The organism is Mycobacterium sp. PTI7 (assembly GCF_056679845.1).
On the sequence record NZ_CM155252.1, the window covers coordinates 897,712 to 923,457 of the forward strand.

At 66.2% G+C, this 25,746-nt stretch carries 20 protein-coding genes and 4 pseudogenes; 11 read left to right on the top strand and 13 right to left on the bottom strand.

The genetic code is table 11. From position 1 onward, the window contains the following. Nucleotides 1-164: 164 nt before the first annotated feature. From gap to AC1MEY_RS04390, 3 genes and pseudogenes are all read left to right on the top strand, one after another. Entirely contained in the window at nt 165-1,181 is a 1,017-nt protein-coding gene (gene gap, locus AC1MEY_RS04380; protein ID WP_480229505.1) for a type I glyceraldehyde-3-phosphate dehydrogenase, read from the top strand. A gap of 186 nt (nt 1,182-1,367) precedes the next feature. Further along, nucleotides 1,368-1,795 (top strand): annotated as a pseudogene (locus tag AC1MEY_RS04385) (pyridoxamine 5'-phosphate oxidase family protein). Between the two features lie 520 nt (nt 1,796-2,315). After that, nucleotides 2,316-3,308: an Acg family FMN-binding oxidoreductase gene (locus AC1MEY_RS04390; protein ID WP_480229506.1), complete on the top strand. Its 993-nt coding sequence runs from the start codon at nt 2,316-2,318 to the stop codon at nt 3,306-3,308. A gap of 20 nt (nt 3,309-3,328) precedes the next feature. On the opposite strand, the pseudogene AC1MEY_RS04395 reads toward AC1MEY_RS04390, so the two are convergent. From AC1MEY_RS04395 to AC1MEY_RS04405, 3 genes and pseudogenes are all read right to left on the bottom strand, one after another. Further along, nucleotides 3,329-4,324 (bottom strand): annotated as a pseudogene (locus AC1MEY_RS04395) (zinc-binding alcohol dehydrogenase family protein); the annotation flags it as partial. Continuing rightward, nucleotides 4,321-5,700: an acyltransferase family protein gene (locus AC1MEY_RS04400; protein WP_480229507.1), complete on the bottom strand. Its 1,380-nt coding sequence runs from the start codon at nt 5,698-5,700 to the stop codon at nt 4,321-4,323. The gene AC1MEY_RS04400 and the pseudogene AC1MEY_RS04395, both read right to left, overlap by 4 nt. Before the next feature lie 56 nt (nt 5,701-5,756). Then, nucleotides 5,757-6,650 carry a universal stress protein gene (locus tag AC1MEY_RS04405; protein ID WP_480229508.1) on the bottom strand — a complete coding sequence of 298 codons (894 nt, stop codon included), beginning with the start codon at nt 6,648-6,650 and terminating at the stop codon, nt 5,757-5,759. Between the two features lie 426 nt (nt 6,651-7,076). On the opposite strand from AC1MEY_RS04405, the gene AC1MEY_RS04410 reads away from it, so the two are divergent. Then, nucleotides 7,077-8,576 carry a bifunctional aminoglycoside phosphotransferase/ATP-binding protein gene (locus AC1MEY_RS04410; RefSeq protein ID WP_480229509.1) on the top strand — a complete coding sequence of 500 codons (1,500 nt, stop codon included), beginning with the start codon at nt 7,077-7,079 and terminating at the stop codon, nt 8,574-8,576. Nucleotides 8,577-8,821: 245 nt separating this feature from the next. Here AC1MEY_RS04410 and dosR read toward each other — a convergent pair whose 3' ends face one another. From dosR to AC1MEY_RS04425, 3 genes are all read right to left on the bottom strand, one after another. Beyond that, on the bottom strand, nt 8,822-9,475 hold the full coding sequence (gene dosR / locus AC1MEY_RS04415) for a hypoxia response regulator transcription factor DosR/DevR (protein ID WP_480229510.1): 654 nt from the start codon (nt 9,473-9,475) through the stop codon (nt 8,822-8,824). An 85-nt stretch (nt 9,476-9,560) separates the two neighbouring features. Beyond that, the gene (locus tag AC1MEY_RS04420; RefSeq protein ID WP_480229511.1) at nt 9,561-10,343 is read right to left on the bottom strand and encodes a universal stress protein; all 783 of its coding nucleotides are present in this window, start codon (nt 10,341-10,343) and stop codon (nt 9,561-9,563) included. A gap of 228 nt (nt 10,344-10,571) precedes the next feature. Further along, nucleotides 10,572-10,946, bottom strand: coding sequence for a SpoIIAA family protein (locus AC1MEY_RS04425; protein WP_480229512.1), 375 nt, complete (start codon nt 10,944-10,946; stop codon nt 10,572-10,574). Between the two features lie 443 nt (nt 10,947-11,389). Between AC1MEY_RS04425 and AC1MEY_RS04430 the strand changes: the two genes are divergently transcribed. The 4 genes from AC1MEY_RS04430 (at nt 11,390) to AC1MEY_RS04445 (ending at nt 16,973) form a co-directional block, all read left to right on the top strand. Next, nucleotides 11,390-12,277: a universal stress protein gene (locus AC1MEY_RS04430; RefSeq protein ID WP_480229513.1), complete on the top strand. Its 888-nt coding sequence runs from the start codon at nt 11,390-11,392 to the stop codon at nt 12,275-12,277. 89 nt (nt 12,278-12,366) lie between these two features. Continuing rightward, nucleotides 12,367-13,416 (top strand): zinc-dependent alcohol dehydrogenase family protein, encoded by a 1,050-nt coding sequence (locus tag AC1MEY_RS04435; RefSeq protein ID WP_480229514.1) that lies wholly within the window; start codon nt 12,367-12,369, stop codon nt 13,414-13,416. Further along, a complete protein-coding gene (mgtA, locus tag AC1MEY_RS04440) occupies nt 13,409-16,000 on the top strand; it encodes a magnesium-translocating P-type ATPase (protein WP_480229515.1) in 2,592 nt (863 codons plus the stop codon). The genes AC1MEY_RS04435 and mgtA overlap by 8 nt, the downstream gene beginning before the upstream one ends. A gap of 124 nt (nt 16,001-16,124) precedes the next feature. Next, nucleotides 16,125-16,973, top strand: a complete 849-nt coding sequence (locus AC1MEY_RS04445) for a universal stress protein (protein WP_480229516.1) — start codon at nt 16,125-16,127, stop codon at nt 16,971-16,973. An 8-nt stretch (nt 16,974-16,981) separates the two neighbouring features. On the opposite strand, the pseudogene AC1MEY_RS04450 reads toward AC1MEY_RS04445, so the two are convergent. Both AC1MEY_RS04450 and AC1MEY_RS04455 read right to left on the bottom strand, forming a co-directional pair. Then, nucleotides 16,982-18,048 (bottom strand): annotated as a pseudogene (locus tag AC1MEY_RS04450) (magnesium and cobalt transport protein CorA). Nucleotides 18,049-18,192: 144 nt separating this feature from the next. Beyond that, a pseudogene (locus AC1MEY_RS04455) lies at nt 18,193-18,738 on the bottom strand (DUF6611 family protein). A 96-nt stretch (nt 18,739-18,834) separates the two neighbouring features. On the opposite strand from AC1MEY_RS04455, the gene AC1MEY_RS04460 reads away from it, so the two are divergent. After that, complete coding sequence (locus AC1MEY_RS04460) at nt 18,835-19,719, top strand: KUP/HAK/KT family potassium transporter (protein WP_480229517.1); 885 nt, start codon at nt 18,835-18,837, stop codon at nt 19,717-19,719. Between the two features lie 25 nt (nt 19,720-19,744). Here AC1MEY_RS04460 and AC1MEY_RS04465 read toward each other — a convergent pair whose 3' ends face one another. Genes AC1MEY_RS04465 through AC1MEY_RS04475 form a run of 3 tightly spaced genes read right to left on the bottom strand, consistent with a single transcriptional unit; the run spans nt 19,745 to nt 21,860 of the window. Continuing rightward, the gene (locus tag AC1MEY_RS04465; protein WP_480229518.1) at nt 19,745-20,437 is read right to left on the bottom strand and encodes a hypothetical protein; all 693 of its coding nucleotides are present in this window, start codon (nt 20,435-20,437) and stop codon (nt 19,745-19,747) included. Nucleotides 20,438-20,459: 22 nt separating this feature from the next. Further along, nucleotides 20,460-21,152, bottom strand: a complete 693-nt coding sequence (locus tag AC1MEY_RS04470; RefSeq protein WP_480229519.1) for an MspA family porin — start codon at nt 21,150-21,152, stop codon at nt 20,460-20,462. A 30-nt stretch (nt 21,153-21,182) separates the two neighbouring features. Beyond that, entirely contained in the window at nt 21,183-21,860 is a 678-nt protein-coding gene (locus tag AC1MEY_RS04475) for an MspA family porin (RefSeq protein WP_480229520.1), read from the bottom strand. Between the two features lie 330 nt (nt 21,861-22,190). Here AC1MEY_RS04475 and AC1MEY_RS04480 point away from each other — a divergent pair, with 330 nt between their 5' ends. After that, nucleotides 22,191-22,721 (top strand): hypothetical protein, encoded by a 531-nt coding sequence (locus tag AC1MEY_RS04480; protein ID WP_480229521.1) that lies wholly within the window; start codon nt 22,191-22,193, stop codon nt 22,719-22,721. Next, the gene (locus AC1MEY_RS04485; RefSeq protein WP_480229522.1) at nt 22,714-23,412 is read left to right on the top strand and encodes a sensor domain-containing protein; all 699 of its coding nucleotides are present in this window, start codon (nt 22,714-22,716) and stop codon (nt 23,410-23,412) included. Before AC1MEY_RS04480 ends, AC1MEY_RS04485 begins: the two co-directional genes overlap by 8 nt. A gap of 4 nt (nt 23,413-23,416) precedes the next feature. Here AC1MEY_RS04485 and AC1MEY_RS04490 read toward each other — a convergent pair whose 3' ends face one another. Both AC1MEY_RS04490 and AC1MEY_RS04495 read right to left on the bottom strand, forming a co-directional pair. Beyond that, nucleotides 23,417-24,907, bottom strand: a complete 1,491-nt coding sequence (locus AC1MEY_RS04490) for an AMP-binding protein (protein ID WP_480229523.1) — start codon at nt 24,905-24,907, stop codon at nt 23,417-23,419. Between the two features lie 3 nt (nt 24,908-24,910). Further along, nucleotides 24,911-25,744 carry an AraC family transcriptional regulator gene (locus AC1MEY_RS04495; RefSeq protein WP_480229524.1) on the bottom strand — a complete coding sequence of 278 codons (834 nt, stop codon included), beginning with the start codon at nt 25,742-25,744 and terminating at the stop codon, nt 24,911-24,913. Between the last annotated feature and the right edge of the window lie 2 nt (nt 25,745-25,746).

Consider the following 25,746-nt stretch of genomic DNA (forward strand, 5'->3'; position numbering starts at 1 on the left):
ATGCCACGTGATGCGAAACGGGAAGCGCCATGACCGGTTCCGCCGACCGACGCGGCGGTGGACTTCAAACGAGGCCTTTGTTCTCTGCTGCTCAGCCTCGGATGCAGCCATGATTCGAACGGTCGAGAACGTATCGGACAGACCGAACTGATTGGGAGAGTGACATGGCGATCCGGGTGGGCGTGAATGGCTTTGGACGGGTGGGCCGCAATTTCTTCCGCGCGGTGGCCGCGCAACGCGCGCTGGGAACTACCGATATAGAGATCGTGGCGGTCAACGACCTCACCGACAACCGAACTCTGGCACACCTGCTGAAGTACGACTCCGTGCTCGGACGACTACCGCAGGAGGTGTCGGTCGCGGGCGATGACATAGTCGTCGGCGAGCAACGAATCATCGTGTGGTCCAACGCCGACGGGCCCGCAGCGCTGCCGTGGGCCGATCAGGGCGTGGACGTCGTCATAGAGTCCACCGGCAGGTTCACCGCTGCGGAGCAGGCCCGTGGCCACCTGCACGGCGGCGCAAAGAAGGCGGTGGTGTCTGCGACGTCGAAGGGTGCCGACCTGACCGTCGTGATGGGCGTCAACCACTCCGACTACGACGGCAGTCAGACCATCGTCTCGAACGCCTCGTGCACCACTAACTGCCTGGCGCCGATGGCGAAGGTGCTCGACGAGGTGTTCGGCATCGAGCGCGGCTTGATGACCACCATCCACGCCTACACACCGGATCAAAACCTGCAGGACGGTCCGCACCGCGACCTTCGTCGGGCGCGCGCAGCAGCGATCAACGTGGTGCCCACCTCCACCGGGGCGGCCCGCGCCATCAGCCTCGTACTGCCACAACTGGAGGGCCGATTGGATGGGTACGCCCTGCGCGTGCCGGTTCCCACTGGTTCGGCCACCGATCTGACCGTGGTCGTTCGCGAACCGGCTACGGCAGACGCGGTCAACGCTGCTTTCGCAGCCGCTGCGGATGGTGAGCTCAAGGGCTTCCTGACCTATACCGACGACCCCATCGTGTCCTCCGACATCGTCACCGATCCCTCGTCATGCATCTTCGACTCCGGGCTGACCAAGGTGACGGGCGACCTGGTGAAGGTCGTCGGGTGGTACGACAACGAGTGGGGCTACTCCCACCGCCTCGTGGACCTGACGGATCTCGTCGCCTCGACCCTCTGACTCGAGCCGCCGGTGGTGTTGCGTCGCGTCGAGGCCAGCCATGGAGTTCGTGAACGCGCCGGAGCGTCATCTTTGAATTCGTCTGTGACGCTGCCGAGTCGGTCAGTGTGGTTGAGGCCATCGTCATCACGCTCTGAGGACTTAAGGCTCCATTGGTAGCGGGACTTGATGGCTATCGTTGCGGCGATGACCAAAGCGCCGCAACCCGTTTCCATCCTGTCTGAGCGCGAATGCTGGGAACTGATGTCAGGCGTGCCCCTGGGACGGCTGGTCACCAGCGTGGACGGTCACCCGGAGATCTTCCCCGTCAACTTTGCCGTCCAACGACGCGGACTACTGTTCCGCACGGCTGAGGGCACCAAATTGGTCAGCGCGGTAATCAACGAACAGGTGCTATTCGAGGTCGATCAGCACGATGCAGTCGAGGGCTGGAGCGTCATCGTCAAGGAACCGCACGGACGCTGCGCACGCCCGACGAACTCGATGAAGCAGAGTCAGCTCAAGTGATTTCGTGGACCGGGACCGCGAAACAACACTGGATTCGCATTCGCCCGCTGAGCGTGACGGGCCGACGGTTCGTCTTCGGCCCGGCGCTCGACCTGGCCGCAGGATGACTACCGCAACGCCACACCGGCACGTCGAACGGGTTGTCCAGCTGGTGCCCTCCGGTGTCGCCCCCGGACAGCGAAGGAACGGGTGTGGCGCAGGGAGGTATGGCGTACCAGTTTGCGGAGAGCCTCGGCTGGTTCGGGATGAGTGCGGCCGTCCGCTGCAGACCCGTCGTGGGCCTTGGCTGCAAGATTCTCGCTGGCGATGGCCCCGACAAGCTAGCGATGAACCCCGACAAGGCAGTCACGCGGGTCGAACACCTCACTCCGAACGCCGCCCTAGACGATGACGGGCATTGGCGTATTGCTTGCGCGGGATTGCGGAGAGGGCAAGTCCAATGCTACTGGCTGCAGCCATGTCCCGTGTCGACACTCGGGGGCGGGAATTCCATGGGCTCTCGGTCCGTGGGGTTCCCGTCGTTGCGCTCTTGGTCACCCGAGCAAGGGCCTTCGTGCCCTCGTCCCTACGGGGCGGTCACGGCATGCTGGATTGAGACGAGTGATTTTCGGTGAAGGGTTGTGTGGCATGGGTTCGACGTTTCCGGACATGGCGACCATTCGAACCGTTCTGTCCCTGGCGATACGAGCTCCGTCGTTGCACAATACGCAGCCCTGGCACTGGCGTGTGGGGGAAGGCAGCCTGCAGCTGTACGCGGAACCGTCTCTTCGATTGACGCACGCCGACCCGGACAGCCGCGATTTGATCATCAGCTGTGGGGCGGCTCTCAATCACTGCACGATCGCCCTGGCCGCCCTCGGATGGCAGTGCAAGGTTCACCGACTCCCCAACCCTGCCGACCCCTACCACCTTGCGTCGGTCGAACTTCAGCCGTGGAACCCCACCAACGTGGACGTCGCACTTGCAGCTGCGATTCCGCGTCGCCGCACGGATCGGCGGCTGTACGGCCCGTGGCGGGTCTCGTACAGCGACATCGCACTGATGGGTGCCCGGGCGGCCCGCATGGGGGTCATCATGCGACGCGTGGTGCCGACGCCCGGTCTGAACGCGACCCTCGCCCTCGCTGTGCACGAACACGTCAATGACGCCGACTACCTCGTTGAGTTGGCCAGGTGGAGTGGGCGGTACGCCGCCACTGCAGGAGTGCCTGCCCGGAACTCGCCGAACTCGGTACCCGGTGCGGGAGTGCCCGGCCGGATATTCGCCGGGCCGGCATTGGCCCAGCCCCCCGAAGCGACGGCCGGAGCCGACAACGGCGTCCTATTAGCGCTTGGGACCGCCAAAGACGACGTGGCGGCGCGGTTGCGGGCCGGTGAAGCGACTAGCCTGCTGCTGTTGACCGCAACGGCGTTGGGAATGGCCACCTGCCCGATCACCGAACCCTTGGAGATCTCAGCGACCCGGGACGCGATCCAAACCGAGGTGTTCGGCGTGGTTGCCTTCCCACAGATGCTGATCCGAGTCGGCTGGGCGCCGGCCAACGCGGACCCGCTGCCGGCCACCCCGCGCCGCGACGTGGCCGACGTGGCGACGATGCTGGACGGCGCGGCCTTCGTCTGAGTATCGCCGCCTCTCCTTCGCACGGTCAGAACCGCAGCTCCGTCGAAGCGGCCGGCCTTGAGATCGCGGAGCGCACGCTGCGCGTCCGCTAGGGGGTATTCGTGCGTGGTCACCTGGAGATGGTGATCCGCGGCGAACCGGAGAAACGCCTCACCGTCAGCGCGAGTATTGGAGGTGACGCTGCGAACGTCACGTTCGTAGAACAGTTCCCGCTGATAGTTCAGCGCGGGCACATCGCTGAGGTGGATACCCGCGATCGACAGGACACCGCCACGGTCGAGCGCGCGGAGTCCGACGGGTACGAGGTCACCGACAGGCGCGAACAGGATCGCGCTGTCCAACGGTTCCGGAGGGGCGTCGTAGGCTCCCGACGCCGACGCAGCACCAAGGTCGAGGGCCAAACGTCGGGCCTGCTCGCCACGTGTCATGACGTGGACTGTGGCGCCCTGGGCGAGCGCGACCTGCGCGGTGAGGTGAGCGCTGCCACCGAAGCCGTAGATGCCGAGCCGCCCCCCCTTGGGGAGGCCGGCGCGTTGCAGGGCGCGGTAGCCGATGATGCCCGCACACAACAGCGGCGCAAGTTCGACGTCGCTGTAGCCTTGCGGCAGTCGATATGCGAAACGAGCAGGAACCGTGCAATATTCGGCATAGCCGCCGTCATCGTCCTAGCCGGTGTACAGCTAGTCAGGGCAGAGGTTCTCTGCGCCGCGTAGGCAGAAGCGGCACCGACCGCACGTCTGACGTAGCCAGGCGACGCCGACCTTGTCACCGACCGTGCGGCCGCCGACCTCGGGTCCGAGTTCGACTACGGTTCCGACGATTTCGTGACCGGGTGTGACGCGCGTGCGCTGAGTCGGGAGGTCGCCTTCGCTGACGTGCAGGTCGGTGCGACACACACCGCACGCATTCACCCGAACGAGTAATTCTCCAGCTCCCGGTCGCGGGATCGGTTTGCGTTCGTAATTCAGTGGGTTGGTCTCGATCGGGCCGGGCTGGGTCACTGTCCAGGCAGTCATGGTGTCCATTGCGATCCTCTCCAGCGGCGCGGCCCCCACGCTATTCGTCTTCCAAGAATGACGTTGGGCCCATCCGTCGGTGACGTGATACCGCACTTCGGTCCGGGGCCACTCGGAGTGCCGCGGGTGCCGATTGAACTCAGACTCACCATTGTGATGCCGGCGGCGTAGATCAGCGCGTACGACACGGGGAGTTTCCCGCCGGGGGCGAAGCCTCCGGCGCCGAACCGCCACAACGCGAAGGCCGCCGCGGCGCCGCCGGCGAGGAGCAGCGGCTCAGCCCACCGGGGTGCAAGGCCGATGTCGACGGTCGGGGTGGGCCGCGCGAACAAGGGTCGGCCCCGCCACAGCAGCGCCAACTCCACCGCGGTTACCGCCGACAGCGCCGCGACCCACGCCAAACGCCACAGCCACCACGCTCCCGAACCCAGCACGGGCTGAGGTGCCAGCCCGGTCGGATAGCACGCAAGCGCGACCACGACGACGGGCACCATGTGCCACAGATAAAGCGCCATGGCGTTCTGGTTCGCGGTGGCGAGCAGGTGTCCCCAGCGTGCGCGTCGTATCCACGTCGTCACTGCCGGTGCGGCGGTCAGCAAAACCCCGGCTTGAAGGAAGGCCAACGCGAGCAACGCGACCGTGGGGGGAGAGGTGTTCTCGATCTTCTGGCCGGGCACCCCGATCATGCTGACGGGGTAGACCCCGGACCCGATCGCCGTCGCCAGCGCGCCCGCCGCACCCATGGCCAGCAGAACGGGCCGTCGGGAACGCAGTGCCCCGCCGAACCACGCGACGCCCAGATGATAGATCGCCCCCCAACACAGCACGTAGTTGACCAAGCCGAGAACCACGACGTGACCACCGAGGGTGACCGCGTCCACGATTGCGACCGCCACGGCCATCCCGGCTGGCACCTTCAACCCCCACCGCCGCTGGACCGCGACCGCAAGGGGAGTCGCCGAGACCACCACGAGATACACCGGCAGGAACCACAGGTGCAGGGCGACCACCCACATCGCCACCGCCAGGGTCGAACCATGCACCCCGGCCAGAGTCGAGATCACGACGATGGCGATCAGGAACGCCACGTACGCCGTGGTGGGGCCGAGTGTCGCCGCGATGCGACGGCGCAACCATTCGCGCCGCGTGCCGCCACCGTCCTGCCAATGCGTCCAGGACGCCGCGTTCGCGTACCCGGCCACCACGAAGAACACTGGAACGACCTGGAAGATCCAGGTCAACCATTGCGTCCACGGCACGTCGGCAAGGACCTCGTCGTAGCCGAGGCGACCGTCGCGAAAGGTGGCGGCCGCCAGCAGCCAATGTCCGAGGACCACGACCACTACGGCGACTACCCGGTAGAGGTCCGCGGACAATTCGCGGACCGGAGGTTCGGAACGAGGGTCAGCCCAGCGCTCTGTCAGGTCCAAGATCAGCTCTGACGGGCGACTATCACCGGGGTATGGACCGCGTGCACGATGGCGTTGCCGACCGAGCCAAGCAACATCCCTGCGAAGCCACCGCGGCCGTGGCTGCCGACGACTACGAGCTGCGCCGACTCGGCAGCCTCGAGAAGGTGGCGGGCCGGCTGGTCGAACACCGCCCGGCGTCGAACGACGACGTCGGGATAGCGGTCGCACCATCCGGCGAGCCGCTCGGCCAGGGTCTCCTCGGCCGTCGATCGAAAATCAGGCCATGCCAAGCGGGGATACCCGGACGGGTCGGCGTCGATCCACGCGTGTATCGCCACCAAGTCGACTCCACGCCAACTGGCTTCGTCGAATGCGATCGCCGTCGCCGACTCCGATGCCGGCGAGCCGTCAACGCCAACCACTACCGGACCGTGGCTGCTGATATGAGCGTCACCCGCGTCATGGATGACGGCTACCGGGCAGTGCGCGTGATGCACCAGTGCGGTGCTGACCGATCCGAGCAGGCCGCGGTGCCATGCGTTTTGACCGCGACAACCAACCACGATCATCTGCGCGTCCTTGGTCACGTCGATCAGGGTCGGCACCGGACTGGCGTTGACCATTTCGCCATGGACGTCCACGTGCTGTCCGGGCGCGAGGGCTTCTTCGGCGACACTCCGCCCGGAGTCGAGGACGCTCTGCCCTTCTCTGGTCTGCACCTCGCTGTACTCCAACGGCACCGGCGCCATGGAGTAACCCATCGCCCACGCGGGCAATCCGGGAAGAACGACGTGTAGGAGCGTCAGCGTGACCTTGCGCATCTCGGCTTCCTTCACAGCCCAACGAATTGCAGCGTCCGAATGGTCGGATCCGTCAATCGCGACGACGAGTCGTTCCGATGAGTGGTTGGTCATGGCGTACTTCCTTTTCTTGAGGGGGTCGGGTGTCGCGTCCGAATCGCTTCATTGCGAGCCGATCTGAACGACAGCGCGAGTCAGAGAGACGGTGCGGCGGACCGGGAGTGCGCGCCTGCGGTCGAGGCGGGATGCCCGAAGTGAACTGGACAGCCGAAGGGCTTCGCTGGACTGGGGTGACACGGAGAACTGTGGACCGAACATCCTCGGGCACACGTCCCGCAGATGGGTCACCACGGCAATGGCCTCTCGGGGCACCGCGGTCTTGAGCATTCTGGCTCTTCCTGTCGGCCACCTGCCACCATGGTGATTCGACCGTCACCCGTTGGCCAGGGTCTTTGGACCCCGACCTCTGAGGACCTGCGGCGCGCGTTGCGGGCCTCAGGACCGCTGTCGCAGGGTGGGTCCCTACGCGACGATCGCTACATGACCTCAGCTTCGGTGTCGACCACATCGCTCGACGCCGCGGGCGACGACGCGTTCGCGACCCCCGAGATTCACGAAACGCACACTGGCTTGGTCGTCTTGATGGGAGACCGCGCGTACAAGGCCAAGAAACCCGTGGTCACCGACTTCCTCGACTTCGGTACGGTCACGCGACGCGAGGAAGCCTGTGAGCGCGAGGTTCGCCTCAATAGACGGCTGGCCCCCGACAGCTACCTCGGGGTGGCCCACCTGTCCGACCCGGTGGCGGGTGCGCCGGAACCCGTCGTGGTCATGCGGCGCTACCCCGACGCGCTTCGACTCGCGTCGATGGTGCGGCGAGGCGAACAGGTTGAAGGACACCTGTCGGCGATAGCGCGAAGAATCGCGGACTTTCACGCCCAGGCCACTCGTTCGCGAAGCGTGGACGCCTGCGCCAAGGTCCCGGCAATCGCCGCGCGCTGGCACGAGAATCTCACCGAGCTACACGGCCACGTTGGTGCCGTGCTGGGACGCAACTCAGTCATCGAGGTCGAGCGCCTTGCCACGCAATTCATCGACGGCAGGGGCGTGCTGCTGGAGGACCGTATCACCGAGCGGCGCATCGTCGACGGTCACGGCGATCTCATCGCCGATGACATCTTCTGCCGTCCGGACGGACCAATCCTGTTGGATTGTCTTGAATTCGACGACCGGCTGCGATATGTCGACGGTCTCGACGATGCTGCCTTCCTGGCCATGGATCTGGAATTCCTCGGCAGACGCGACCTCGCCGACTTCTTCCTCGACGAATATCGCCATCTTGCGAATGATCCCGCCCCGGAGGCGTTGACGCATTTCTTCATTGCCTATCGAGCCGTCGTCCGTGCGAAGGTCGACTGCATCCGGGTCGGTCAGGGCGATCTCGGCGCCGCCGGAGATGCCCGGCGTCATCTCGACCTCGCACTGCAGCACCTGCAGGCCGGGACGGTACGACTGGTGTTGATCGGCGGCGGCCCAGGGACCGGCAAGACCACGCTGGCCCGCGCGGTAGGCGAACGGATGGGCGCAACGGTGATCTCGAGCGACGACGTCCGCCGCGAGATGCAGGCCGGCGGAGAACTCGACGGTGTCGCGGGCATCTACGACGCCGGTCTCTACAGTCCTGACAAGGTGGACGCAGTCTATGAAGCGATGCTGCGCCGCGCGCGCTCGTTGCTCGGGCGCGGGCGATCGGTGATTCTCGACGGCACGTGGCGCGACGCACAGCATCGCGCGGACGCCCGTGAGATTGCCCACAAAGAGCACTGTCCCACAGTAGAATTGGCATGTACCGTGGGGATTGGCGAGGCCGTGGCGCGGATCGAGAGCCGGGTCTCAACGACGTCGGACGCCGATCCACAGATCGCCCTGGCCATTGCCCACGACCAGCACACCTGGGTGGGAGCCCACCGCATCGACACCGCTCGGCCCCTTGGCGACTCGGTTGTCGAGGCGCAGGAAATCTGCTGCATCGCGCTCTGAAGTTCGTCGACGATCGACTTACAGCCGGGGGCGACCGGCGAACGTGGAGCAGGCGACAACTGGGACGTTGAAGCGAGACGAACCATGAGCCGTGGCGTCGATGCTGCGCACCAGATTCCCTGAGCACGGACGGGTAGACGTGAAGTGGCGCGTTGCGCATGCATACCAAAGCTCGTCTGGGGGCTCCAATCCGAACCCACCTGATCCCTCAGAGATATCACGGTGACCCGGAGATCCGATGAAGGTCACTCCCAGGAGTCGCGGCGGCGTGGTCGGTCGAGCTTCGTCGCGAAGACCGCTGCCTGGGTGCGCCGTTGCATGCCAAGCTTGGCCAGGAGCCGCGAGACATAGTTCTTCACGGTCTTCTCCGCCAGGAACATCCGGTCGGCGATCTGCTTGTTGGTCAAACCCTCCCCGAGGAGATCGAGCAGGACTCGCTCCTGATCCGTGAGGCCCGAGAGGGGGTCGGAGCGTTCTGCTGCGCCGCGCAATTTTGCCATCAATGCTGCCGCCGCGCGATTGTCGAGCAGAGAGCGACCTGCGCCGACGTCCTTGATGGCCTTGGCGAGTTCCATGCCCTTGATGTCCTTGACCACATAGCCGCTGGCGCCGGCGAGAATTGCATCGAGCATTGCCTCGTCGGAGGTGAAGGACGTCAACATCAGACAGCGCAGGTCGGGCAATCGGGAGAGCAGGTCACGGCACAGCTCGATGCCGTTGCCGTCGGGTAGCCGCACGTCGAGAACTGCCACGTCGGGACGCAGCGCCGGAATCTGGGCCAGCGCATGGCTGACCGTTCCGGCTTCGCCGATGACGTCGAGTTCGGGATCCGCGCTGAGGAGATCGATGAGACCACGACGGACGACCTCGTGGTCGTCGACGAGAAAGACGGTCACCATGACGTGCCCTCGGGGTTGGCGGTGTACGAACCGGCCGATGCCCGCTCTGAGTAAACGATAGGCCCATGACGCAGAAGTGGAACCATCAGAGAGAACCGTGCGGTTCGCACACGAGCACCGAGCAGTCGGTGCCGTGCAGCGCGACGTAGCTGGGTGGCCCAACCATCTCGGCGACGCCATGGGCACGCCGATGACCGACGACGATCAGCTGAACCGATCGCTCGCGCGGTGAGACGTAGTCGAGCAAGCTGCCGTGCACGGCAACGGCTCGAACGTCGAGCCCGGGATGGTGGAGTGTCGTGAAAGCGAGGCGTCGGTTGAGGGCGGCCGTAATGCGTCGATCCTGCTCGGCGACGCCTCGGCAGTCATGCGAGTCGGTGACCTGGGAGTGCCAAGCGGATACGGCGACCAGCGGCGCGCCGCGGAGCAACGCTTCGTCTATTCCGCGTTGCAACACGCCGTCGCCATCCGACGACTGGTCGACTTCGACCAGGACCGAACCCGGCTCGGCCGACGACCGATCGAACCCGCGAACGATGGCGACGGGACAGTGTGCGCGGGCGGCCAAGGCCGCCGCAGTCGATCCGACCCGCCCGGCGGTCGCGTGCGTGATGCCCTGGGCGCCGACACACAACATGGCCGCGGCGCGGCTGGCCTCCAGCAGCTTGTCGGCCGGTCTGCCATGCACGATCTCAGCTTCGACCTTGACTATCTGGTCGCTTGCCGCGACCGCGTTCTCGGCGGACACCAGTGCGCGCGTCGCGTCCTCGGAGGTGCGTGCACCGTCGCGGGGCTCGACCGCGCAGACCAACCGCAGCGGGATGTGTCGTGCGACGGCTTCGTCGACAGCCCATAGCGCGGCGGCCAAGCCGGACCGCGAACCATCTATCCCGACGACTACGGATGGCGACGGCGGGTGTGTCTCACGCATGACAGTCCCCCGTTCGATTGGTATCGCTACGACTTTAGGCGGGCTGGCGTACACCGCAGCAGGGCAGAAAGTCCCTGGGTGTCGGTCGTTGGTCCCACGTCTGGCGGACTGCGGTGGGTGGCGTGTGCTGACGGGCCAGCGCCCCGCGCCGAATGATTCAACGAGTCAAGACGAGCCGGCGGCCCACCGTTTCGCACGCTCGATCTCATCAAGACCGAATACGGCGAACTCCCCAGGGATCATCCAGGCCAGGGCGTGCAGCGCATGTGAGACCCATTCCTTGTCGGACACGACCGAGATCCGCCTGAAGGCAGAATGACGCATCAGGACAGCACCGAACCCCAGCTTCATGTCCTTGTGTAATCCGCCGGGACCAAAGCCCTCATAGTCGGATGCGATGACCTCGACGATCCGGATCTCACCCGCAGCGAGCAGCCTGTCCATTGCCGGCCGGAAATCAACCAGGTCGCTAGCGACCAGCCGGCCCGAGACCCGGATCCCCGTCACTCCGTCCGGCATGTCGGGCAATATTTCGATCACGTGCATTCTCCTTCGTAATGAACTCTTCCATCATTGCCACATGGCGGTTGCCCTCGGTCGATACGACAATGATGCCTCCGCGTAGAACAATCGCTTCACTCTCCGGAATCCGGCCGCTAACGAGGCGCGCATAGTCGTCAGAAAAGCGTCGCAATAACCGGTTTCGAGATTCAGGCTTCGGAGGTTGGCTCGATGACTTGGACCAGACGCAGCGGCAAACAGTGGCTGGCAACCTCGTCGATCGCTCACTCCGCAGCGCCTTACGCACCGGCGCAATCCGCGTCTGCCGACCTCAGCCCTCCATTGGCCAGTGGGCTGGATCGCTGCCCACGCAGCACCGAAGGCCATAGGACCTTCACGTTGATGACGATCGCCTCCAGATGTTGCCTCACTGGACTCGTACCGTCGGAGTTCACTCGATCAGTTCGGCGAAGGGGCACCACGTGCGCAGCAACATCGACCATCCCGGGATCGTCGTCGGTGTCGACGGTTCCCCCACCTCCGACTCAGCGATCGGGTGGGCGGCCCGCGCGGCCATCATGCGGAACGTCGCGTTGACCGTCGTGCACGTCGCTCCCGCCTTCTCGGTGAACTGGTCGGCGACCCCCGTACCTAGTGACGTGAATGTCTGGCAAGCCACCGAGGGACGGCAGATCCTCGCCAATGCGATCGAGATTGCCGAGGTGGCGGCGGGGAGCGAGGGCACGTTGACGATCAACGCGGAGTTGTTCATTGCGGTGACGATTCCCACGTTGGTCGATCTGACCAAAGACGCGGACATGATCGTCGTGGGGACCCGCGGAATCGGTGCCTTTGGACGCTCGCTGATGGGTTCGGTCAGCTCCGCATTGGTGCGCCATGCGCATTGCCCGGTTGCGGTCATCCACGAACATGACGCGACGACGTCGGACTTCGGCACGTTACCCGTGCTCGTCGGCGTCGATGGCTCTCCGACATCTGAACTCGCGACCGCGATCGCGTTCGATGAGGCCTCACGGCGCGGTGTGGAACTGGTCGCACTGCACGCATGGGGTGATTGGGGGAGTTACGAAGTCCCCGGGCTGAACCGACCAGTCCTCGAACAGGAGGAATCAGAAGTTCTTGCCGAACGGTTGGCGGGGTGGCAGGAGCGCTATCCCGACGTGTCGGTACGTCACGTCGTCGCGCACGGTCAGCCGGCGCGTCAGCTCGTCGAAGCGTCTAGGGACGCTCAACTCGTCGTGCTCGGCAGTCATGGCCGCGGCGGGTTCGCGGGAATGCTTCTGGGTTCAGTGAGTTCGGCGGTTTTGCAGTCGGCGATCACTCCGGTAATCGTTGCTCGCCAGCCCTAAGGATGCCGCGGCCCCGCCAGGCCCCGGGTCCTCTTGCCGGACTGCACAGACCAGCTATCGCGTGCGCCACTAGGAAGGGGATCGACGTCATGAAGGCTCTCGTCTATCACGGCCCAGACAAGCGGACCTGGGAGGAAGTGCCCGCCCCGATCATCCAGGACGTTGGCGACGCCGTGGTGCGGGTCGACGCGGTCACTATCTGCGGGACCGATCTGCACATTCTCGGCGGCGACGTACCGGAAGTAACCCCCGGCCGTATCCTCGGCCACGAAGCCGTCGGCACGGTAACGGCGATCGGACCGGGGGTGCAACGACTCTCTGTGGGTGACCGAGTCCTGGTTTCCTGCATCACGTCCTGCGGAACGTGCCGCTACTGCCGGGAGAGTGCTTACGGGCAGTGCCTGGGTGGCGGTGGTTGGATCCTCGGTCACCTGATCGACGGGACTCAAGCCGAATACGTCCGGGTGCCGTTCGCGGACAACTCCACTCACGCGTTACCCGAAGGGGTCACCGACGAACAGATGCTCATGCTGGCCGACATCCTGCCCACCTCCTATGAGGTGGGCGTGCTGAACGGGACGGTGCGGCCCGCGGACGTCGTGGTCATCGTGGGCGCCGGCCCCATCGGGCTCGCTGCGATTCTGACCGCCCGACTATTCAGCCCTAGCCACATCGTCGCGATCGACCTCGCCGGAGCTCGGGTCGAGGCGGCCCGAAAGTTCGGCGCGACCACCGTCATCAACGGAAGCACGGAGGATCCCGAGGTGGCGATCGCCGAACTCACCGGCGGTCTCGGTGCGGATGTCGTGATGGAGGCCGTCGGAACTGCACACACCTTCGAGCTGGCCGTGAGATTGGTACGCGCAGGCGGGCACGTCGCCAACATCGGAGTTCACGGAGCGTCCGCAACATTGCACCTCGAAGACATCTGGGCCAAGAATGTGACCATCACCACCGGTCTGGTCGACACCTACTCGACACCGACACTGATCGGGCTGGTCGCTAGCCACCAGCTCGACACCTCCCCGATGATCACCCACCGCTTCACGCTGGACGAGTTCGAGACGGCCTACGACGTCTTCGGCAATCCGTCCGAAACCGGAGCCTTGAAGGTGCTGCTCACCGCCCCTCGTGGCTGAACTCAGCGCCGTCCGAGTCTCGACCGCGTCGGTTGCGGAAGTGCTGACGTGGGTCGTCACCTCGACGGACGGACTGAACAGCGCGGAGGCTGCATCCCGTCTGGTCCGGGACGGACCGAATGCCCTGCGCACCCATCGGGTGAGCGCGATCGCCGTCCTCGGCCGTCAGTTGCGCAGCGCCCTGCTGGTCCTGCTCGCGGCCACTGCAGCGTTGTCGTTCTTCCTCGGCGACAGCACCCAGGCCGGCATCATCGGCGCCATCTTGCTGGCAAGCACCGCGCTCGGTTTCACGAACGAGTACCGAGCCGAACGTGCGACCGCTGCACTGCATTCAAGTGTTCATCACACGGCTCTAGCGCGTCGGAACGGACGATACGAGGAGATCAGCGTCGCCGATCTGGTCGTCGGCGACGTGGTGCGGCTCTCGCTCGGTGAGGCCATACCCGCGGATGTGAGGGTAATCGAGGCCACGGGCCTGGAATGCAACGAGAGCATTCTCTCAGGCGAGTCGGCCGCTGCCGAGAAGTGGCCACGAGAAGTCAAAGTTGCCGGCGCACTGGCTGATTCCACTGATCTGGCCTTCATGGGAACGATCGTCAGTGCGGGAACCGGCGTTGGTGTGGTGTACGCGACAGGAGCCCGCACCGAGTTCGGCCGCATTGCGGCCGGCCTGGGAGAGCGCCACCCCGAGACGAGCTTCCAGGTAGGGCTGCGGCGGTTCTCCTACCTGCTGCTGTGGGTGGCGCTCACCTTGACGACCTTCATCCTCGTCATCAACCTCCTGCTGGGCAGGCCGCTGATCCAGTCGATGCTGTTCGCCCTGGCGATCGCCGTCGGCATCACGCCACAGCTGCTGCCCGCGGTGGTCAGCACCAGCCTCGCGACCGGCTCGCGCCGCCTGGCGAAGCTGAAGGTCCTCGTCAAGCGACTGGTATGCATCGAGGACCTAGGCGACGTCGACGTCCTGTTCACCGACAAGACCGGAACGCTGACCGAGGGTCGAATTCATCTGGTGGACGGGGTAGACGTTGAGGGAACGCACTCCGACGCCGCGATTCGTGCGGGCATGCTCGCCACCGACGCGGATCCAGGTAAGGGCGGCGTCAGCGTCAATGCGATGGACGACGCACTCTGGGAGTCCCCCGACGGGCAACGCCTGACCGCCGGCGAGTTCCACCGGGTCGCTACCCTCCCCTTCGATCACGACCGTCGTGCGACGTCGACACTGGTCGACGACGGCGGCGAGCGAGTTCTGGTGGTGAAGGGCGCACCCGAGCAGGTGATGGCGCGTTGCGTGTCGGTGCCGATCGGCGCGCACGCGGTCCTGGATGCGCTGTTCGACCAAGGTCGCCGGGTGGTGGCGGTCGCGAACAGGTCGGCAACACCTTTGACGGCGATAACCGCTGCCGATGAAGCCGGGCTCACGTTGCTCGGGTTCCTGGTCTTCGCGGACGAACCGAAGTCCGCTGCCCGGAAGTCTTTGGCCCGGTTGACGGCGATGGGCATCGAGGTCAAGGTCGCTACGGGTGACAACCCCAAGGTGGCCGAAAAAGTGTGTACTGATTTGGGATTGGTCACCAAGGGCACCGTCACCGGTCCCCAACTGGAGTCGCTCGACGACGTCGAATTCGACGCGGCCACACAGAACAACACGATCTTCGCGCGAATTTCACCCGAGCAGAAGGCCCGACTCATCGTGGCGGCCAGACGCACGGGAAGGTCCGTCGGATTCCTGGGCGACGGCGTCAACGACGCCTTGGCGCTGCATGCGGCCGACGTCGGGATCTCCGTCGACACCGCCGCCGACGTAGCGAAGGACGCCGCCGACGTCATGCTCCTGGAGAAGGACCTCGGCGTGCTCGCAGACGGCGTCGCCGAGGGACGGCGCATCTTCGCCAACACCATCAAGTACGTGCTGATGGGCACGTCGAGTAACTTCGGCAATATGTTCAGCGCGGCCGCGGCGTCGGCCGTCCTGCCGTTCCTGCCGATGCTGCCGAGCCAGATCCTGCTGAACAACCTGCTCTACGACAGTTCACAACTCGCCATTCCCTCCGATCGGGTCGACGCCGAACAGCTGCACGCCCCTTCGCACTGGGACATCGCGTTCATTCGCAGATTCATGCTGACCTTCGGGCCCATCAGCTCACTCTTCGATTTCTTGACCTTCGGCCTGATGCTGGGGGCACTTCACGCCGGGCCCGCCGAGTTCCGCACCGGTTGGTTCGTGGAATCCCTTGCCACCCAAACGCTGATCATCTTCGCCATCCGCACCAGGCGGGTACCGTTCTTCCGCAGCAGACCCAGCGGCCCGATGGCGCTGACCACGTGCGCGGTGATAGCGGTCGGTGCCCTGTTGACCGTGTCTCCGTTCGGCCCCGGTCTCGGGTTCACCACCTTGCCGCTGCAGTTCTTTGGTGCGCTGGTGCTGCTCACGGCTGCATACCTCGTCCTGGTCGAAATCACCAAGAAGGTGTTCTACGCCGACCCGGTGCACCTCGTCGGGCGACCGCACCGTGCCCGCGGACGCGAACACCGCATCCAGCGCCGCGCTGCACGCTTCAGCCACGGGGGCGCCATCTAGCAGTCAGGACCAAAGCCCGCGGTTCGAGGACCAATGACCCCAGGCAAGTCGCCGTCGCACGGATAGCGTCGCAAGTGACGCGTGACATTGGCGCAGCGCGAGCACTCGACTATTCAGGAGGACCATGAACGACGCCTTCCCTCCCGCATCGATCATCGTCGGCATCGATGGTTCCAAGGCCGGAGTACGTGCCGCGGTTTGGGCGATCGACGAGGCCGTCAGTCGCGACATCCCGTTGCGTTTGGTCCACGTCATCGGGCACGACCTCGATGCCAAAATGGACTCCCACCGCCTCGACGGGGACTACGCGGAAGCCGAACGCATCGCGCATCGCGCCTGGCACGCCGTCGAAGCCACCGGCAAGCCGGTGAAGCTCGAAATGGAGATCCTCCGCGGGGCGCCGGCCCCGATGCTGGCCGAAGCATCTCGATCGGCAGCAATGGTGTGTGTCGGGTGGACGAGCCACAACAGCTCCTCCCGGCGAAACCTCGGGTCCACGGCATCTGTCCTATCGCAATCCGCTCACTGCCCGGTAGCCGTCATCCAGACGCACGCTGACGCGGCCGTCGATGGTCGTTGGATCATTGCCAGAATCGACGACACGCTGGATTCCGACGCCGTACTGCACGTGGCGAAGATGGAGGCGCGGTTGCGCAATGCCCCGCTGCTCGCACTCACCACGGGACGAGATCACGACGACGCGCGTACGGATACCGCGCAAACGGTCCACATGCGTCTTGAGCACCATATGTCCCGAGATCCCGCTCGTGCTCACGCGTCTGAGGTAGCAATCTGTTCCCTGCCGCTCGGTCACGGCGTGTTGGACTACCTCGTGAAGAACGCCAGCCTCGCCCAGCTGGCGGTGGTCAGCGCCGACGACCCCGGCCTCACTCTCCAGCTCACGACTGCCGGGTCCGTGCTCAACCACACGAGCTGCTCGGTGATGAGCGTTCGCGGACACGTCAGCGAGTAGCCACGATCTCACAGCCAACGGTTACGGCGAAAGGTGTGGTGCAGAGCGATGCAGATGGTGCCCATCACGGTGAGCAGCGTGGGGTAGCCCCACGTCCAACGCAGCTCTGGCATGTGGTCGAAGTTCATGCAGTAGATGGCGGCCAGCATGGTGGGCACCGCAGCAATGGCGATCCACGCCGAATTCTTGCGCAGGTCGAGGTTCTGTTGCATACCGGCCTGAGCGAGCGCGGCCGTGACGAGAGAGGTGAGCAGTTCGTCGTAGCTGTTTATCCGCTCTGCAGCCAGGGTCTGGTGGTCGATGACGTCGCGTAGATACCGGCGCACTTCCTTGCAGACGAGGTCTGCGTGCTCGGTCCCGATCTCCCGAAGTGCTTCGGCCAGGGGGGTTCACCGCGCGCTTCAGCTCCGTGATCTCCCGCTTGAGCAGGTAGATCTGATCGATCTCGGTGCTGCGCGGTGAGAAGAGCTGCTCTTCGATCGCGTCGATGTCGGTCTCCACTCGCATGAAGACGTCGCGATAGTCATCGACGACGTGATCTGCGATGGCGTGCATGAATGCAAACGGTCCCAGCCGCAACTGGTGGGCATCTCCGTCCACGGCCTTCCTGACCCCGGCCAGCCCACTGAAGTCTCCGTGACGCACCGTGACCACAAAGCTTGGCCCTACGAAGACCATGATCTCGCCCGTGTCGACGATGTCTCGCACTCGAGATCGATTCGTGCGGAATGTACTTCACGGTCTTCAAGACGATTAACAACGTGTCGTCGTAGCGCTCTACCTTTGGGCGTTGGTGAGCATGAACCGCGTCTTCGACGGCCAGCGGATGCAGGTCGAAGACTTCCGCGACCAAGCGCATCTGGTGTGCGTCCGGTTCATGCAACCCAATCCACCCGAAGCCTTCCCCGAGTTCTTGCACCTTCACCACGGCGTCTCGCGGTCCGTACGCATGGGTCAGTCGATGACCATCGACGTATACACCGCAGTCCACCAACCCATTGGAGGTGGCCTCGCTGTGCGGGGCGTGACCACCGTCAGCTGACGTCGCACCCGTGCTGCCAGCCGAGTCCGCCAACCGGTTGGAGATGTTCACGTCAGCACCTGGACACCTGCAAGCCGCCGTGCGTCGGCGGAGGGGCAACGCCACGCCACTCTGCACTCACTCGGATTGCCGGACAATGGAGCGGGATTCGGATCTCTGGCGCTGACGGCCGCTCGATCAGAGACGTATGTTGCCCGCACTCTGCCCCAACTCGGCCCGGGTGTAGACATGCCACCAGATCGCCTCGTAGTCCACCGCCGACATGGTCCCCCGTCGGTATCCGTCGTATGCGTGGCTCATGGTCGCCGCGCTGACTTCGATGGCGCGTACGCGTGTCCGAATGGACGGATCGTGTTGTCCTGCAGAGACCTCTGCGTAGACGGTGCGGACGTCGTCACGGGCAGGTCCCGCCATCCAACGGGTGGCGGCACCCGATCACAGGTAAGCCGTCGTCGCAACCGTCAGCGCAGTCCACGAGTCGACGACGTTCGACAGCCAGACCATCGTGAGCAGCCACGAGAGGGCGCCCCACAGAGGCCAGCCTCGCCATGCGCGAACCCACCGGCGCTGCGAGTCGCCTATGCCGGGCGGGTAGACGACCAGCTGGTAGCGGGTGGCGCCCAAGCGCTGAGGCTGCACGATCAGCGTGCCCCAGGACTCCTCGCCGTGCAGCAGCCGGGTCCACGACGGGCGTGCCGGAAAGGGGCGTTCCTCGACCCTCATGGTGCCTTCGTACCTGCAGCTCGTCGCCGGAATGCGTGCGCTGACGGGTTGTTTACGCGAGAGGCCGTGTTCTTGACGAAAATCGGCATGACACGCGTGACGATCGACACAGGCCCGCAAGGATTCCGTCAAGGCCGTCGACGGTCGACGTCGAGTGCGATGGAATCGTCGGCTTCCTTCGAGTTCAGTGGCGGGTTCGCTCCCGGATCTGTTGCCCGTCCTGGTGTTGTTCGGCCCAACGACCGTTGCCTTGCTCGCATGCCGCTACTTGAACCGTCGCGAGGAGCGTCGGCCGACCGCGGGCGCCTAGGCGACGCATCTTCGGGCTGCCCGCCAGTGACCCTCGACGCGGCCGAAGCTCCTCCCGCGAGCAGACCTCGCGGCCCGCGGGATACCGTCCGGCTGGCCGTGGTCGTAGGGGCGCTCGGAGTCGTCATGACGGAACGCGCCCGGGTCGAGGGCCCGCTGCGGGCGCTGGTATACGAACTCGCCATCCATGATCCGCCGCTGGTGCGGATCCCCGGGACCGCCGTATTCCTCAATCGAGGTGGCGATACGGCTCCACTATCGCTGTGTGCCAACATCGCTCACAACAAGGTGCTGCATGAACACGTGGTCATCGTCGCACTCGAAACCGAGCCGCAACCGAGCGTGTCGGAGGCCGACCGCACGTCCGTCGACGACCTCGGCTATGCCGACGGGATCATTCACGTCACGGTCCGATATGGCTACATGGAACGTCCCGACGTGCCTCGAGCCCTCGCGTCGCTCGACGAGACGAAGACCGAGGGATTCATCGAGTTCGAGGACGCATCGTACTTCCTGTCCAATCTCGACCTCGTCGTCGGGACGACGTCGACCATGTATCGGTGGCGGACGAAGCTGTTCGTCACCACGTCGAACGTCACCGCCGACGCCGTGGGGTACTTCAACTTGCCGCTCGACCGTACGGTGATCGTCGGGTCACGACTTGCCGTATGACTTCGTGGTCACCGACACGTGACGATCACGGCGGCGGTGGCGGCAGGATCAGCCCCGGCGGAGCCGGTGCGCTGCCGTCGTCGGGGGCGGGTGGCAGGTTCTGCACCAGCCCCGGCGAGATCACGGTGCCGGGAGGCGGCGCCGTCCCGGGCAGCGGCTCGCCGAGCTGCTGCTGGGGCATCTGACCGAGCAGCCCACCCTTGAGCCGGCCGTCGCGGTACAGGTCGACGTACCGTCCGAGCCATTCCCGCTTGCCGACGTCCGCGTTCTCCTGGCCCGGGGCCACGTCGAACTGCTGACCCTGCCCCGGCGCGGCGGGCACCTCGTTCTGTGGCAGGCCGTAGGCGTTGTTGAACACGTTGAGGTTCGGCGGGGTTCCCGGTTGCCCGTTGGGAGCGAGGGGGACCGGGTTCAGCCCGAGCACGCTGGCGGCGTCGAGACCGTTGGTCGACGGCGCCCCGACGGCACCGGGAACGGACGGCTGGCCGTTCTGGGCCAGGATGCCGAACATGTTGGCCGACGCGTTGCCCATCCCCGGGATGTAGGGACCCGCCTCCGGCGGAGGCGGCGGCACGGGGGCGCCGGGTGGGACGACGGGCAGGGGTGCGGGCGGTGGCTCCGCAGCGGCGGTCGCCGAGAAGGCGACCGCCGCTCCGAATGCCAACGCGCCGAACGCGATCGCTCGCGCGGTCCTGCCGTGTGACAGTGGGGCGTTCATGGGCAGGACGTCGCTTCCCGGATCAGACCGACTTCGTCACGCCGTAGTAGGCCACGATGTCGTCGGTGTCGGTGGTGGAACTGGTCAGCGTCGCGTAGGACCGCAGGAACGACTGTCCGACGCAGCCGTCGACCTTGACGTGGGTGTCCTTCAGGGTGACGCGCACCGGCGCGGCCTTGAAGGTCTTCTTGTCCACCGGAACCTGGGTGACGGTGCCCGGCTTGGCGTGGATCTCGATGGTGCCCGAGATCGGGAACTGGACGCTGCCCAGGCCGAGACCACCGAGCGATCCGCCGGGAGTCGAGATGCCGACGCCGACGTTGACGCCGGCCTGGCCGATGAGGCGGACCTGTCCGAGTTCGATGCCGCAGCCGATCTGGTAGCCGGCCTCGAGGACGCCGCCGGACAGCGTCGTCTTGCCGCCACCGGTGACGGTGCCGCTGAACGTGCCGCCCACCAGGTACTCCCGCGACGACACCGCCGTGGTGAGGGGCGCGATGGGCAGCTGGGTCTCGTTGCTGGCGACCACGGTCAGCGTCCAGCCGTCGGGGCTGGTGACGACGCCGGGAGGCGCCGAGGCGACGACGCCGGTGTCCGGCGGGGGAGCGACGCCACCGACGGGATCGATGGGCGGTTCCGCCAGGGCGAGCGGAGACGTGGCGGCGAAGGGGATGGCCATGCATGCGGTGGCCGCGGCGAGGGCGTAGCGGTTCATGATGTTCTCTCGTTCGAAGTCGGCTGGTGGCTAAACGGCTTTGGTGACGCCGATGTACGTGACCACGTCATCGGTGTTGTCGGTCGATGCGGTCAGGGTCGCGTACGACCGGATGAACGACTGGCCGGCGCACTGATCCGTCTTCACCCGCACACCGGTGATGGAGACGCGTGTCGAGGTGCCCTTGAACGACTTCTTGTCCAGCGCAACGCTGGTGACGGTGCCGGGCTTGAGGTAGACCTTGCCCTGCAGGCTGACACCGGCGCTGAGGGTGGGGATGCCGAGCGCGCCGAGGCCGGGCGTGATGCTGGCGCCCGGGTTGATCTCGGTCTCGTCGGAGATGATGCCGCAGCCGATCTGCTCACCGGCCTCGAGCGTCCCGCCGGTCAGCTTGGTCTTGCCGCCGCCGGTGACCTTGCCGGTGAAGGTGCCGGCCACCAGGTACTCACGCGACGAGATGGCGGTGGTCAGCGGTGCGACGGGCAGCTGCGTCTCGTTGCTGCCGACGACCTCGAGGTGCCAGCCGTCGGGGGTGTCGAGGATGCCGGGAGCCGCGGACGGGACGGCACCCTCGGGGGGAAGCGGGGCTGACACGGGGACGATCGCCGGATCCGCCGGCGGCGGTGCGGGTTCCGCGAGCGCGAGGGGTGCAGAGCCGACCGAAGCCAGCACGCATACTGCAGCGACGGTAGCGAAGCGATTGGACATAGGGCTGTGAGCACCTCTCGTGGTTCGAACCGGTGAATCCACCGGATGTGTCGCGAGGGAGCTTCCACGGCACGGGTTGCCGGACGGTGAACGGGGCGCGAACACCCGTGACCACTTTGTCATCGAAGGTGCGCGAGGTGAGCGTGTGGCAATTACGTTCTGTCCGAGTAAAAGTCGTGCACAGCATGTTCACAGCGCAGCGAATCCCAATGGACGGTGACGGGCCATCGAACCGTGGGTCCCAGTTCACCTTCCGTTCTTCTCGTCCTCTGACGGTAGGGGCGTCGACGAGCCGAGAGTCGGATTGCAGTCGCTACCCGAGGAGTAACAGTGGCAACGCCCACCGCAGCAGGACGAGTGTCGACCGCAGCGCTGCTCACCCTCGGGGTCGCGCTGGCCTTCGCGCCGCTGTCCGCCGCCGAGCCGGCGGATGCCGCCGGGCCGGGTCCGGTCGCCGTCGAGTCGCAGTCGTCGGCCGACGCCGATCCCGTCGCGTCCGCGGCGTGCGGACAGTTCGCCGAGGTCCTCGACGCCACCTCGTACTACTACGGCGACTTCGCCGAGGAGATCGAGTCGTACTCGAATCCCGACTACAACGACCCGGCGATCGCCAGCAGCAACGAGGTGGGCCGCACCGCACTTCGGCAGGGCGCGAGCGTCACGCTGTCGACCGCGAACACCCCCGGCCTGTCGCCGGACATCGCCTCGCCGATGCGGTCCTGGTCGTGGGGCGCGACGAAGCTGCTGGTGAAGATGGCCGTGCGGACCAGCGGCGACACCATGAACACCACGGCCACCGAGATGAACACCGACGCCGAGGCCGTACAGACGGCCTGCGCCGCAGCGGGAACGCATGCCTGACGTTCGACTCGCGGTGACGGGACTGCTCTGTCTGGCGATGGTGCTGTCGGGCTGCTCGAGTGAGAAGTCCAGCGCCGCAACGGCGGCGACGGTGGTTCCCGACACGGAGCTGGAGAGTCTGCTCGTCGGCGTGGCCGACATCAGCACGGTGATGGGCGTGCCCACCCTGACGCCGCACCCGGTGACCCAGGTGATGAACGACGACCGGAATCTTCTGAGCAACATGAACTGCCTCGGCGTGTGGCAGCCGGACCAGGCCGCCATCTACGGCGAGCAGGGCACGGCGGACGGGTGGCGGGCGATCCGCCAGCAGGTCCTGCGGGCGCCGGACTCCGACGACTGGTCGACCTCCGTCGCCCAGTCGGTCGTCTCGTATCCGTCGGCGGATGCGGCGCGCCGCTTCTTCGACGAGTCGGCCGAGCGCTGGACGAAGTGCACCAACCACCACGTCAACATCACACTCAACGACAGGGCGCTACCCCGCTGGCTCAGTGGGGATCTCAGTCGCACGGAGAATCAACTGGCGATGCCGATCGCCCGGGGGTCGGGCGCTCAGAGCCGGGTGTGCCAGCACGTCCTGAGCGTGCGCTCCAACGTCGTCATCGACGTCGAGGCCTGCCGGCCGCCGATCCCGGTGATCACCCAGGCGTCGGCGATCTCGGCGAAGATCGAGAAGGCGATCGCCGCCTGAGTCGCTAGCCCTCGAGTCGCAGGATCTGCCGTGCGTGATCACGGACGGCCTGCTTCGCGACCTTGCCGTTGGTGGTCACCGGCAGCGCGTCGACGAACATCACGTGGCGTGGCCGCTTGAACGCGGTGATGGCGGCGCGGACGTGGGCGACGAGGTCGTCGACGTCCGGATCGGATCCGGCGCGGGGGACCACCACGGCGCAGATGGCCTCGCCCCAGTACTCGTCCGGAACACCTACGACCGCAACCTGTTCGACGTCGGCATGCGTGGACAGCGCGTCCTCGACCTCGCGGGAGGACACGTTCTCCCCACCGGTGATGATGACGTCCCTGGTGCGGTCCAGCACGACGAGGCGCCCGGCCGGGTCGATGCGGCCGACGTCGCCGGTGCGCAACCAGCCGTCGGTGCTCATCGGTCGACGATCGGGCCAGTAGCCGACGGCGACCTGCGCGCCCCGGACCAGGATCTCCCCGGCGTCGCTGCCGTCGATGCGGACCTCGACCCCGTCGTGCGGGCGGCCCGCGCTCGCGAGTGCGGCGGTGTCGCCGGCGGCGCCCGCGCGGTGCTCGTCGGGCCCGAGGAACGTGACGTTGCCACCGGTCTCGGTCATCCCGTAACCCTGGTGGAAGCCGACGGCGAGCCGGTCGAGCGCACGGCGCAGCAGGTCGGCCGGTATCGCGGCCGAGCCGTAGGCGACGTCGCGCAGCGTCGGCAACCGGGCACTGGTCTCGTCGAGGTGGGCCAGCAGCGCGTGCAGCATCGTCGGGGCCAGTGAGCACGACGTCACCCCGTACCGGAGGACCGTCTCGACGAACGCGTCGGGCCGGAAGGCCGGGACGGGCAGCACCGTCGACCGCGCGGCGTGCTGCACGAGCATGTTGTATCCCGCGACGTGGCACATGGGGAACGGCAGCAGATAGACACCGCCGCCGCGGACCGACCGGCCCGCGACGGTGCCCCACACCGCCGCGGTGATCGAGCGGTGGCTGTGCAGGACGCCCTTCGGGGCTCCGGTGGAGCCGCTGGTGAACAACAACCAGGCCGGGTCGTCGGGGGAGGACGCGACCGGCGCGACCGGCGAACCACGTTCGGCCGCAACCCATTCGGCGGATTCGAACTCGACCAGCGGAGCGACGGCCGGCAGTGCCCGGAGATGGCGGGCATCGCCGACGATCAGTGCGGGGTCGGTGGCCTCCAGTTGCCCGACCTGTTCGGTGACGCTCAACCGCTGGTTGATCAGGACGAGCAGGCGTCCGCTGCGCGGCACGGCGTAGTACAGCCGGGCGTACTGCGCGCCGTTGTCGGCGATCACCGCGACCCGGTCGCCGGGCCGGGTGCGCTCACCCACCCAGCGCGCCACCGCGCCGATCTGCCGGTCGAACTCGGCGAACGTGCTGACGACGCCATCGGGTGCGATGACGGCGGGCCGGTCGGGCACGTCGGCGGCGGCCGCGGACACCAGGTCGTGCAGGAACGTCGTCGGAGGAGCCTGCACGGGTCAGCGCGCCGTGACCCGGCGGCGATACGACGACGGCGTCTCACCGCTGAACTGCGCGAAGCACCGCGTGAACGAGCTGATGCTCTCGAAGCCGACCGCCGACGACGTCGCTTGCACGGACTGACCCGGCCCCGCGAGCAGCGCCATCGCCCGGAGCATGCGGGCGTGCAGCAGATAGGTGCGCCAGGACAGGCCGATCTCGTCGGAGAACAGCCGGCGCAGGGTGCGCTCGGAGACGGCGACGGCACGTGCGACGTCGTCGGCGGTGACGGAGTCGAGGTGCTGCTTGGTGTAGGCCAGCGCCGCCGAGACGATCGGGTGGTCGGACGTCGGAAGGCTCAGCGGCGCTTCGTGATCGAGCGCCTCTACGACGAGCGCGGCGAGGGTGCGGAAGAAGTCGTCGGAGGTCGCTTCATCGGAGGTGTCGGACCGGTCGATGGGCCAGCGCAGCGCGTAGACCATCATCTCCCGGATCAGCGGCGAGACGGCGATGATGCGTGCGCGGGCCTCGGGCGCCGGAATGAGGTCGGGGGCGAACATCACCGCGACGGTCTTGACGTCCGGGTTCATCACCGCCTGGTGTTCGAGGCCGGCCGGGATCCACGCCGCCTGCTGCGGCGGCAGCAGATAGTGGGCCGAGTCGGTCTCGACCTCAACGACGCCGTGCAGCGCGTACTCGATCTGATGCACCTCGTGCGAGTGCCAGCCGGTGATCAGCCCGTCGCCCTCGTAGAGGTAGCTGCCCGCCGTGGCCCGGCCGCCGCGGCGCAGCTCGATGATCGGGCGGCTGGCCGAAAGTGACAAACCTTTGTCCGAAGGTGCAGAGACGGTCACGG